Genomic DNA, 11,890 nt, shown 5'->3' on the forward strand with positions numbered 1-11,890 from the left:
GAACCGTTTTTTTGCTGTGATTTTTTTAATGATGTGCTTAAGCGTTTTATTTATCGGAGTCAAATTGGGAGCATAAACTCTTGAACGAACAAGGAATTCATGGTACATATGGTAAAACGTTTTAAAAAGGAGATTAATATGCTAACAGATTACCATTCTCATCTCGAAAAAGGAACATTAACGATCGATTATCTAAAACAATTTGTAGACACGGCAAAAGAGAAGGGAATACAAGAGTTTGGGATCTCGGAACACGCGTATCACTTTTATGAAACAAAAAACATCGTATCAAAACCATGGATGGAAGAAAGACGCTATTACAAGATGGACGATTATGTGAATCTTTTTAAAAAAGCAGATCAGTTGGAAATGGACGTTCGAATGTCGATCGAAATGGATTATACGCCAGGAAAGCACACTGAGATGGAAGCTTTCATAAAGTCCTATCCATTCGATTATGTGATCGGTTCTGTACATTGGGTCGAAGATTTTGGGATAGATCTTGCCGAATACCGAAAAGAATGGGACCGTCGAGATCTTTATGAAACGTATCGTTCGTACTATGATCAAATTGTAACACTTGCAGAATCAAATCTATTTGATATTGTTGGACATATCGATCTAGTCAAGATTTTTAAATATGTTCCTACTGACCAAGAATTTTTATTAGAACAGTATGAGCGCATAACGGATGCGTTAAAAGATTCAAAAACATGTGTAGAGATCTCATCTGCAGGACTACGTAAACCTGTCGGACGAATCTATCCAGAACCAGACCTTCTATCCCTTTGCTATAAAAAAGGGATACCGATCGTACTCTCTTCAGATGCTCATGAACCTCACCAAGTTGGAGAGAATTATGAGGCGACTATAAAGCTTGCAAAAGAGATCGGTTACACGAAGTTAATGACTTTTCAGGATGGGGAAAGAAAAGAAGTAGATTTAGGATAAACACACATAAAAAAGCTCTGCATCATGCAGAGCTTTTTGCTATCTTGATACTATAGATCCAAAGGTTTGCACACGAGAAGATCCTCAATGCTCCTCAGCTCTTTCTGAGTAGATTCTGGAAGCTGCGTGTCAAAGGTAAGGACCATCATGGCTTCACCGCCAGCTGATTTCCGCCCAACGTGCATCGTTGCGATATTTATGCTGCGTTCTCCTAAGAAAGCTCCTACTTTTCCGATAATTCCTGGTGTGTCACGATGCTCGATGTACAGAAGAGATCCTTGTGGTACAAAATCAACCGTATAACCGTTCAACTTGATGATTCGGCCTCCAAAACCTTTAACAAGTGTTGCTGAAAGAGTAAACGTTGTGTTCAGGCCAGTGACTTTTACGTGGATGATATTCGGATAACCGTGATCGTCTGTCCCGTGCTTTTCACCGATTACGATTCCTTGTTCCTTTGCGGCCACCATACTGTTTACATCGTTAACAGGGCGGTCTAGTCTCGTTTTTAGGAAGCCACACAAAAAACTGCGTGTAAGGGAAGTAGTATCAGTTTCAGATAATGATCCCCCGTAGCCGATCGAAATCTCTGAAACAGGTTCTTTAAAGAACTGAGTCGTAAAAGAACCAAGAAGATTTGAGAAATCATAATAAGCAATCAGTTTCTCATACGTATCTTTTGATAGTGAAGGGAAGTTCACCGCGTGTTTTAAAGGTTGATGTAAAAAATGCGATCGAATCTCATCGCTCGCCATATAGGCTACATTTTTCTGCGCTTGCACAGTGGATGCAGCGATATGAGGTGTAACGATCACTTTAGGATGATCGACTAAAGAGCGGCTTACAGGCGGTTCTTGTTCGAAAACGTCAAGAGCGCAGCCAGATAGATGTTCGTTATCTAAGTAGTGTAGAAGAGCTTCCTCATCGATGATGCCTCCACGAGCACAGTTTAAGATAAACGCACCTTTTTTAGCATATTTTAAGTTATCAAGATTTAATAGTTTATGGGTATCTTTTGTAAGCGGGGTATGAACGGTGATAACGTCACTCTGCTGGATTAACGTATCGAGATCAACAGATGTAACGGATAGTTCTTTTTGTTTTTCTTTTGGAAAATAAGGGTCAAATACAAGTACGTTCATGGAGAAGCTTTTCGCGCGCTTCGCAAGTTCAGAGCCGATTCGTCCCATACCGACGATACCGAGTGTTTTTTGGTAAAGCTCTTGCCCTGTATACTTTTTGCGGTTCCATTCACCTTGTTTTACAGATTGATTGGCTTGAGGAATGTTGCGGACCAATGCCATCATCATGGCCCAAGTGTGTTCTGCTGTGGAGATGGTGTTTCCTTCAGGTGCGTTTACTACGAGTACACCTCTTTTTGTAGCTGCGTTCAGATCGATATTATCTACACCAACACCAGCTCGTGCAATGATTTGAAGCGCAGGCAGCTGATTCAATACTTCTTCTGTAATCTTTGTTGCACTGCGTACCATAATTCCTTGAATGTTTTCTGGTTGCGTGATTTCGTCAAGTTTTCCGAAGATCAGCTCAACACCTTCAAGTTTTACTAACGGTTCAACACCTTCACTCGTTATTCCATCACAGACTAATACGGTTGCTGTCACAGTTCCACCCCTTGTCTATCTTTATGAATAGCATCAATATTTTGATAATTTATCACATTCTGACGATAGGTACAACTATGATTTTTAAGATAGCGTTTTCAAATAACAAGAAAACTAATTGACAATGAGAATCATCCTTAATAAAATAAATAAAAAACCCTCTAATGAAAGAGGGTTTTAAAGTCAGATGTAAACTATTCAAATTTTAATGCATCACCATCGAATGACTCTTCAGATACTTTAATGGAATCTGTAGGACAGCCTTCGAATGCATCTTGCATATCTTCTAACAATACATCTGGAATTTCAACGATTCCTTGGTTATCGTCAAGAGTTACAAACGCAATTCCTTCGTCGTCATAATCGTAAATGTCTGGTGCTGCAGCTCCGCATGCTCCACATGCGATACAAGTTTCTTTGTCAACAATCGTATACTTTGGCATAATGAATACCTCCTAAGGAATTGAAAAAATACCGACTTACATATTTAACCATTTTAAATTAAGGGTCTACTAATCATATTGTAATAAGTATCCCTCTACATTTCAATAGAAAATTAGGACCTCGTCATATCTTTTATTCCCAATCTTCCTCTTAATATAACACTTTTACTCTTAAATTTCCTTAAATCTGATAAGATAGATTATATGATAAAGTGTGGTGATTTATTATAGATATTTGTCATGTTGTTTTATTAGATATCTTTCGAAAAATAAACGGTAGTAGAAAAAGCTCAGGCGTCTATTATATGGTTACTGGAAAGAAAACGGCGCAATCATTGTCTGACAGTCAATGGTTCGGCATTGAACGATATTATGCCTCTTTTAAGGGCATGGCACATGAAACTTTTATTGATACTATTCAAAGCTTGATAAAAGAAAAGTATATGAAGGCTGTAGAAGACCATGTTTATATCCTTACTGAAAAAGGTGAAGAAGTTCTCGCGTGTGAGAGTGATAGATTATCATACCTAAAGCATTTAAACGGACTAAAGTATGCCTCAATCGAGACTTCCTGTTGGCAAGTGATTACGTTATATGTACAAGCTCTTTCCAATTCTCTTTATGGGAATTTCAATTATTCACCAGTAGTAAGGGACTTCTCAGTGATTCAAAAAGTCAAATCTGTTTTTCCTAAGTCAGATTCAGAAAGAAAGGTTCAAGCGGGAAAACTCTATTCTGAAGTATCACGGATACTGTTTGAACATGATAAGGTATCAGCGGATCTATTTGTTAAGAAACTGTCTGGCTACAATAGAATCGGCAGTACATTTGAGCAGATATCCCTGGTTGAAGGTATTAGTCTACAAGAGACTGTCCTTCGTTTCAGGGCGGTCTTGCACTCTCTCATACAAAAGGTAACCTCAGAAAAGATTGATCTTCCTATGCTGTACTCCTTAATAGGTTCGTATACAGAAGCTCCAGCATTAACGAATTCAGCATCGAGAACTTATAAAATGTTAAAAATCAATAAATCGATAGAGGAAATCATGAGCGTTAGAAATCTTAAGAGCAGCACACTAGAAGATCATCTTGTCGAGATTGCAAGGGAAGTTTCTGATTTTCCGATAATCCCTTACATTGATGAACAAGAATTTTTAAAGGTAAAACACTTTTACCGAAAAACGAATGAAACGAAGCTTCGCCCATTTAAAGATGCCTTTCCACATCTGTCCTATTTTCAGATCAGGCTAGTACTTGCAAAAGAGGGTGGTAAACATGCAACTGGAAGCAGCACTTAAAGAATTATATGGATTTTCTACGTTTAGATCTGGCCAAAAAGAGATTATTGAGGATCTGCTTTCAGGTAATGATGTGTTAGGTATGCTGCCGACTGGAACGGGAAAAACACTAATCTATCAGATGACTGCACATCTATTAAAAGGAAGAGCACTTATCGTTTCTCCATTGGTATCTTTGATGGAAGATCAAGTAGATCAGTTCAAACAAGCCGGATTCAAGAGAACGGTCGCACTTAACAGCTTTTTAGATCAGGGTGAGAAACAAATCATCCTAAAAAGAATACAAGATTATCAGTTTGTGTTTGTGAGTCCTGAAATCCTTCAAAACCCATACATCCGTTCTATTCTGCTGTCAGTCAGTTGGTCGTTATTCGTAGTCGATGAAGCCCATTGTATCTCACAATGGGGTCATGAATTTCGTCCTTTTTATCTAGAGTTAGCAGATATGAAAAAAGCGATGGGAAATCCGCTTTGTCTTGCATTAACAGCAACGGCAACAAAAAAAGTACAGAATGATATCCTTCATCATCTAGACATGAAGACTGCAAAAGTACATATTCATAGCGTGAACCGTTCGAACATATCTATCTTTGTTGAACGCTTTGATGAGCATGATCAGAAAGTGGAGCGAGCAATCAAGCTGGTTCAACAGCTTAGAGGTCCGGGCATCATCTATACGAATACCAGGAATGCGGCAGAACGGCTAGTGAAAAAATTTCAAGATCATGAAATAGAAGGTATCGCTTATTATCATGGTGGCATGAATGCGGATGAAAGACTACTTGTACAAAAACAGTTTCTTGAATCACAGCTGAACATTATTATTTGTACGAATGCTTTTGGAATGGGAATAAATAAATCGGACATCAGATTTGTGATTCATTTTCACACACCCTCTACGATTGAAGGATATGTTCAAGAAATAGGGAGAGCGGGCAGAGACTCCAAACCTTCTGCAGCTGTCCTGTTGTATCATCCAGCTGATCTGGAGATACCGTACCATTTTATTGATCAAGAACTGCCTGATCAAGTACAAATTGATTATTTGTTTTCCGATCATGAACAGTTAAAAGAGATTACCTACAGAGAAAAGCTGAAATTTGTTGGTTTATCTGAAACTGGTCAAAGATTCATGGAATATCATTTAAAAAAAGCAGATGTTCTAGATAAACGAAGTCTAGATGTTCACGAAAAAAATGTGCTGGTCTCGACAATAAAATTCATGATTGAGAATAGAAAAGCTGATAAGATAGAATCATTAAAAGCGATCGAAAAGTGGGCAGCAGGTAATGAGTGTAAACGAAGTGGATTGTTGAGATATTTCGGAGAATCCGGACATGAACAAAATTCAATGTGCTGTGGACATTGTGGAACAGACCTTTCATACTTTTATGGAAAGCAAGCTTCACGCAACACTTCTTATGGATTATGGGAAGATGAACTAAAACGACTTTTAAGACAGGAAGTGTACAACTAAAGGATGAGGAATTCTGTGAAAAACAATTGGATCGACCAGATCACACCGAGAGAACTTCTGTTAAACGTCTATTTTTCACAAAGTTTGTTTATGATAGCGGCGTTAGGACTTGCATTCTTCTTTAACGTCTCATTTCCATGGGTGTTGCATGACCTTGATCTTTCTATAAACGAATGGCTGCTTGCGATAAGTACAGGATTGTTCCTTCCTTTTTTATCAATTCAGTTAAAAAAGAGGTTGCCGGAAGAATCGTTAGATGATGGCGGAATCAACGAAAAGATTTTTGGTTCTCTCTCTTACATTCATATCTTTTTTCTAACAGGCATAATTGCTTTTGCTGAAGAGTGGCTCTTCCGCGGAGTCCTTCAATCACTTTTAGGTCTATTTTTAACGAGTATTATTTTCGCTGTACTGCACGTTCGTTATATAAAAAAACCTGTTCTATTTAGTATCGTTTGTGGATTAAGTTTTTGGCTAGGTATGATCTATGAGATGACAGATAACATCTGGGTACCTTTTTTAGCTCATTTCTTGATCGATTTTATTTCTGGATGCTGGATAGCTAAACAAAACAAGAGCAACAACAATATCACAGACAGCGAGAATGGGAGTGTGGGTCGGGATGAAGAATGACCAAGCAGAGAGTTTAAGAAACAGAACAGCAGACAATACGATCGCTTCTGTTCAACATGCTCATTCTTTGCCTTCTAGAAGTGAAGTACACGGGAGAAAGAGAGAAGATGAAAAAAATCAAAAAAACGCTAATAAAGAAAAGAGAAAGACAACTTTTTTAGTCACTCGACTACTCTTAGCAGCTTTTATTCTTTTGATTGGAATCACACTTACTTATAAATTGTGGTCAAAAGACCTTTATATTCCAGTACAAAGTGAAGATAGAGAAGGTGTTGAACAAGTAGAAATTGAAGAATAAAGACCGTCTGGCTCCCAATATCCAGACGGTCTTTTTTTGTTACGAATAACTTTTCAAGGGCTCTTCTTAAAAAAGTATATTGGTGTCATTGTTCCAATCAAAAATTTCAAGGGCTGAACATAGGGAAAAGCTATTTTTAAAAAGCATGAATCTGCTTGTATAGGCATAGTTATGTGTACAGGAGGTTATGCGGATGAATGCACTGAATCACTGGAAGATAAAGCCCTTTGTTAATGAATTGACAAGTATAGTGTTAGCACAGCTTGTTGATAAAAAAGCTGAAAAAGACAAGTGGAAAAAAGCCATCAACCAATGGGGAATATCGATGATCTTTGTTGTACTAGCAACCTTCGTTTACCTTTACTATTATAAGCTTCCAACTGCCTCAAGGTTTTCAAATCCATTAACGTTGTTATTCTCTGATGAGATGGTGTGGATCTGTACAGGTTTTACTATTTTTGCAAGCTTCTATATGATATGGATGAAAAAGAAGTACAAAAAAGCTGACGATGACTTTGAAGCGATCAGAAAAGATTTTATAGATCGTAATGAAGAATGGTGGAGTGATGAGGAACAATGGAACCAGAGGCATGTTGTTTTTGAATTTATGAAACAAGAATACAATATAAATATTCTTCACAAATAAAGAGATCTACTGGCAGGGACAACCAAAAAATAAACAAGATTCTCGATCGTGGCGTTGACCTTGAATAACGACTGTCAATTCACAAAAATGATCGATTCTTCCGAATGCAAGTGTTTCGTGTTTTTCCGTACAATAAACTTCAATTGGAAGGCCGAGTCGCATGCTATAAGACAGCTCCGGGTCTGTAACGAGAGATTTATTCTTCAATTTAGTTAATGTCATGATGTTTTTCCTCTCCTTTTATTTTGGTTAATTATATAAAATAATCATACGTGAAATTTACATTTTTTTCAACAGATCTTTTTAAATATTCAAAAAATTAATACCGAATCCTCTATGCATAGGACGGTTATAGAAAATATGATATGATCATTTAAATCCATACCAGGAGGGCACAATGATCTTTCTTTATTTATTCATCTTAGCAGGAGTATTGCTATTACTATATATGTATATTGAAGCACATCGAAATCGTGTCATTCATGATTCGATCAATATTGAAAAACTGCCAAAGTCATTTGAAAATTTTAAGATCTTTTTTATATCTGATGTTCATAAACGGATAATTTCGGAAAAGATCATACAAGAATCAGAAAAAGCAGATCTTGTTGTAATCGGTGGGGACCTCGTTGAAAAAGGAGTTTCAATGAAGAAGGTAGAAGATAATATCAAGCTCCTTTCAACAATAGGACCTGTTTTCTTTGTATGGGGAAACAATGATTACGATGTGGATACGAAACAGTTAGCTTTCACGATTGAAAATGAAGGGGCAAAGATCTTAGACAACGCTAATTTCAGTATTAAAAGAAATGATGATGTCATCGAATTGGTTGGAGTAAATGATACATCGTTAGGTTTTGCTTCTCTGAAAGATGCACTTAAAGAATGCCAATCTTCTTGCAGGATATTAATTAGTCATAATCCTGATATTTCAAAACAAATCAACGGTGAAGATAACATCCGGCTTGTTTTAACGGGTCACACTCATGGGGGACAAATCCGTGTTGGACCGTTCGGAATAGCAAAAAGAGGCGGCTGGTATGAAGAGTTAACACATACTCTATTAGTGAGCAACGGATATGGAGCTACACATCTACCTTTACGATTAGGGGCACCTAGTCAAACACATTTGATAACCTTAACACGGTAAAAAGTTTACATTACAACGTTTTATTCGATATACTCTTCTTAACCTATTTATTGGAGGAAGAACGGATGCCTAGTGAAGGGAAATATAACATTAAAGCGGTTTCGAAGATGCTCGGCATTCAAGCAGGAACTTTAAGAGCTTGGGAAAGACGCTATTCAATTGTAAAGCCGAACAGAAATGAAGCTGGCCACCGACTTTACACCGACGAGCAAGTTTACATACTGAAATGGCTAGTGAATAAAGTAAATCAAGGTTTTACGATCAGTCAAGCGGTTGACGTTGCCCAAAATGGGGAACTTTATAAAGAAGCAGCTCCTTTTTCCATTGAAAATACGGATCGTGCGGCTGAAATGGGTAATTTAATATTAGATGCTCTATTATCCTTTCAAGAAAAGAAAGCAAACGATCTTTTAAGCCAAGCCTTCAGCATGTATAATTTGGAAAAAGTCATTATTGATATTTTGGGTACATTATTAGTACGCGTAGGACACCTTTGGGAAGAACAGAAAATTACTGTTGCACACGAACATTTTACTTCATCCTTTTTACGCAGTAAGATTGGACAACTTATTCAATGGCTTCCATCTGATCCATATTTACCAAAGGTTATTGCTGCGTGCGGGTTGGATGAAGAGCATGAACTAGGGCTTCTGATGTTTACACTGTTTTTAAGAAGAAAAGGGTTCGAAGTTATATACTTAGGACATGGGATACCAAAACGAGACTTTGAGGTTGTGATGAAAGAAGTAGAACCTAAGATGGTATTTTTCTCATGTACGATCGCTGAAAACTCTAAGAAAACCTTAGAGTGGGCAGACAGCTTGAAAAATGAATTTCCGAATACCGCAATTGGTGTTGGAGGTGCAGCGATCAATCATATCTCTTCAGAAACGCAAGAGAAGTACGAATCATTCTTAATCGGCAATACGAAGTTAGAATGGGACGACTGGATTGCTCAGAAGCTGAAAAATTAACATAGGTTTTAAAATTTGTTGGATGTTTATCACCAACTTTTTGCAAACTCATATAATTGATATTAAGACATAATAGCGCCGATCGTAAGGGGGACCAGAGATGCGGGTAGAACGGTTAACCTATAACAAAATAAAAATCTTCCTAACTTTTGATGATCTGAATGAACGTGGTATTTCCAAGGAAGAAATATGGCAGGATATCCCAAAAGTTCATCAGCTTTTCCGTGACATGATGACTGAGGCTGATGATGAAGTAGGATTCAAAGCTGATGGTCCTATTGCGGTTGAAGTTTTTTCACTTCCAGCTCAAGGTATGGTCGTAATTGTTACTAAAGGAATAAACGAGTATGAACTTGAAGAAGAATATGATGAAGATTATATAGAGATGCAAGTTACGTTAGATGAGAACGATGAGATTTTCTACGAGTTTTCGTCTTTCGAAGACGTTATTTTACTTGCAAAACGCCTTCATTCTTTAGAGATTAAAGGTGGCACTCTGTATTCGTTTAATAATCACTTCTACTTAAAGTTTGAAGAAAATGAGGTACAGCCAGTAGACCTCGATCTGTTCATTGCTCTTCTTGCTGAGTTCGGAAGCTCCTCGACGATTACGAGCTATCGAGTTATTGAGTATGGAAAAGAATTAATGAAGTCCGATGCAATAAGCGAACTGTACCGTTATTTTAAGTAACTGCAAAAGAGAGGGGCGCAAATTTTTGCGTCCTTATTTATTTGGAAAAGACTCTTTTCTAAGCGATTTTTTTAGAGATTGTTTCTTTTAAATTCTTGCCTCCCTTGAAAGTTGATTGTAGTGCAAGGTGGGAGACTCCTGTGGGACAGGCGGGCAGTTCGAAAAGTGGAAGTGGCTCGTTCAGCTCCGACAAGCAAAAGGTGAATGAGCAAGGAAGGCGCACTTTGCCTTCTGGATCATTTAGCTTTTGACCTCGAGGGGCTAGCCACTGTAACTAGAAAGATGAGACACTTAAAGTGAAACTTACCAATGTGGCTCACCGCCTGCCCCACGGAAAGCGAGCACCTGGAACGGAAATCAACTACTCTTATAGTGCAACACTATTTAAATAAAAGATTGAACATAAACGAAAATGTCATATATATATCATTGTGAATTTAGAGACAAAACGTGTTATGATTATTAATATTTTTTACATCCACTGAACCGATATGACGGCAGGGAATATAATATATACATAAACTTTTGGGCTAGGAGTGACCATTAAGATGAAAATAGCAGTATTATATGGCGGTGTTTCTGCTGAGAGAGAAGTATCCTTATCAACAGGAAAGCAGATCATCTCTGCTCTTGAAAGCAAAGGTCATGAAGTAACAGGAATTGACTTTCATCCCTCTCGACTTAAAGATTTGCTAGAACTTGAAGCTGACATTGTATTTTTAGGACTTCATGGAAAGTATGGAGAAGATGGAAGGTTACAAGGTCTTTTAGACATGATGGAAATTCCTTACGTAGGTTCAGGTGCACTAGCATCAGGAATCGCTATGGATAAGGCTAAATCCAAACAGTTCTTTAAAGAAGCAAACATCCATATCGCAAAAGAGAAAGTTCTTTATAGAAAGTCTTATGATGAGAACCAGTTGGAACTCTCTTTTGATTTTCCCGCAGTAGTAAAGCCGAATAGAGAAGGATCAACAATCGGTCTTACTATCGCTCAAAATCATGATGAACTATTAAAAGGAATCGCTGAAGCATTTCTTCATGACGATACGATTCTCGTTGAACAATTCGTAAGCGGGAAAGAGGTTACCGTAGCTGTTATGGGGGAACATAACAACTACAAAGCTCTTCCTGTTGTAGAGATCGAGCCTAAGAATGCTTTTTATGACTATGAGTCTAAGTACGCAGAAGGTGGAAGTATTCACTATGTTCCTGCAAGACTTGATGAGAGCACAACGGCAAAATTGCAAAAACAAGCCGTACTTGCTCATGAAGTTTTAGGCTGCGAAGTGTATTCGCGTGTTGATTTTATTGTTCCGCACGACGGTTCAGAACCTGTTATCTTGGAAGTAAACACATTACCAGGCATGACGCCGACAAGTTTGTTTCCAGATGCGGCTAAAGAAATAGGAATGGACTATCCTTCAATGATTGAAAAATTAATCGAGCTATCTTTAAAAAAGTAATATCAGAATGTGTAAGAATCGAAATGAATGTGAGCTCCACCTCTTTAACGGGGTGGGGAATACATAATAAAGGCAGAGGACATGCCGTGTAGGTATATTGGCAGAAAATTAGCTATTTTCTCAACAGTCCGTGACTTAAGAAAGCGTTTACTTTTTAGGTGGAAATCACTAATTTTCTCTTCTCTTTGCTTATGCAAAGGTGTATACTGACGATGAAGCTTGACTAAACTCTAGAGGT

The 11,890-nt window shown here is 37.8% G+C and carries 13 protein-coding genes; 10 read left to right on the forward strand and 3 right to left on the reverse strand.

Annotated elements, in window-relative coordinates; all coding sequences use genetic code 11:
- The first annotated feature begins 138 nt into the window (after positions 1–138).
- Positions 139–951, forward strand: coding sequence for a histidinol-phosphatase (locus H9648_RS11445; protein WP_191753942.1), 813 nt, complete (start codon positions 139–141; stop codon positions 949–951).
- 50 nt (positions 952–1,001) lie between these two features.
- Here the strand turns inward: H9648_RS11445 and serA are convergent, their stop codons facing one another.
- The gene (gene serA, locus H9648_RS11450) at positions 1,002–2,576 is read right to left on the reverse strand and encodes a phosphoglycerate dehydrogenase (protein ID WP_191753943.1); all 1,575 of its coding nucleotides are present in this window, start codon (positions 2,574–2,576) and stop codon (positions 1,002–1,004) included.
- A 194-nt stretch (positions 2,577–2,770) separates the two neighbouring features.
- Positions 2,771–3,019, reverse strand: coding sequence for a ferredoxin (locus H9648_RS11455; protein ID WP_137789014.1), 249 nt, complete (start codon positions 3,017–3,019; stop codon positions 2,771–2,773).
- Between the two features lie 305 nt (positions 3,020–3,324).
- Here H9648_RS11455 and H9648_RS11460 point away from each other — a divergent pair, with 305 nt between their 5' ends.
- The 5 genes from H9648_RS11460 (at position 3,325) to H9648_RS11480 (ending at position 7,371) form a co-directional block, all read left to right on the forward strand.
- The gene (locus tag H9648_RS11460) at positions 3,325–4,317 is read left to right on the forward strand and encodes a YpbB family protein (RefSeq protein WP_191753944.1); all 993 of its coding nucleotides are present in this window, start codon (positions 3,325–3,327) and stop codon (positions 4,315–4,317) included.
- Positions 4,295–5,794, forward strand: coding sequence for a RecQ family ATP-dependent DNA helicase (locus H9648_RS11465; RefSeq protein WP_191753945.1), 1,500 nt, complete (start codon positions 4,295–4,297; stop codon positions 5,792–5,794). Before H9648_RS11460 ends, H9648_RS11465 begins: the two co-directional genes overlap by 23 nt.
- A 15-nt stretch (positions 5,795–5,809) precedes the next feature.
- Positions 5,810–6,427, forward strand: a complete 618-nt coding sequence (locus H9648_RS11470; protein WP_318243515.1) for a CPBP family intramembrane glutamic endopeptidase — start codon at positions 5,810–5,812, stop codon at positions 6,425–6,427.
- Positions 6,417–6,725, forward strand: coding sequence for a hypothetical protein (locus H9648_RS11475; protein WP_191753947.1), 309 nt, complete (start codon positions 6,417–6,419; stop codon positions 6,723–6,725). The genes H9648_RS11470 and H9648_RS11475 overlap by 11 nt, the downstream gene beginning before the upstream one ends.
- A 193-nt stretch (positions 6,726–6,918) precedes the next feature.
- Positions 6,919–7,371, forward strand: coding sequence for a DUF2663 family protein (locus tag H9648_RS11480; protein WP_191753948.1), 453 nt, complete (start codon positions 6,919–6,921; stop codon positions 7,369–7,371).
- A 6-nt stretch (positions 7,372–7,377) separates the two neighbouring features.
- Here the strand turns inward: H9648_RS11480 and H9648_RS11485 are convergent, their stop codons facing one another.
- Positions 7,378–7,593 carry a hypothetical protein gene (locus H9648_RS11485; RefSeq protein ID WP_191753949.1) on the reverse strand — a complete coding sequence of 72 codons (216 nt, stop codon included), beginning with the start codon at positions 7,591–7,593 and terminating at the stop codon, positions 7,378–7,380.
- Positions 7,594–7,768: 175 nt separating this feature from the next.
- On the opposite strand from H9648_RS11485, the gene H9648_RS11490 reads away from it, so the two are divergent.
- The 4 genes from H9648_RS11490 (at position 7,769) to H9648_RS11505 (ending at position 11,652) form a co-directional block, all read left to right on the forward strand.
- Positions 7,769–8,521 (forward strand): metallophosphoesterase, encoded by a 753-nt coding sequence (locus tag H9648_RS11490; protein ID WP_191753950.1) that lies wholly within the window; start codon positions 7,769–7,771, stop codon positions 8,519–8,521.
- Between the two features lie 65 nt (positions 8,522–8,586).
- Positions 8,587–9,495, forward strand: coding sequence for a MerR family transcriptional regulator (locus H9648_RS11495; RefSeq protein WP_191753951.1), 909 nt, complete (start codon positions 8,587–8,589; stop codon positions 9,493–9,495).
- 100 nt (positions 9,496–9,595) lie between these two features.
- A complete protein-coding gene (locus H9648_RS11500) occupies positions 9,596–10,186 on the forward strand; it encodes a genetic competence negative regulator (RefSeq protein WP_191753952.1) in 591 nt (196 codons plus the stop codon).
- A 548-nt stretch (positions 10,187–10,734) separates the two neighbouring features.
- Positions 10,735–11,652 carry a D-alanine--D-alanine ligase family protein gene (locus H9648_RS11505; RefSeq protein ID WP_191753953.1) on the forward strand — a complete coding sequence of 306 codons (918 nt, stop codon included), beginning with the start codon at positions 10,735–10,737 and terminating at the stop codon, positions 11,650–11,652.
- Positions 11,653–11,890 lie beyond the last annotated feature (238 nt).

The sequence above is a fragment of the Fictibacillus norfolkensis genome, assembly GCF_014836645.1.
In the GTDB taxonomy this organism is placed as follows: Bacteria; Bacillota; Bacilli; order Bacillales; family Fictibacillaceae; genus Fictibacillus; species Fictibacillus norfolkensis.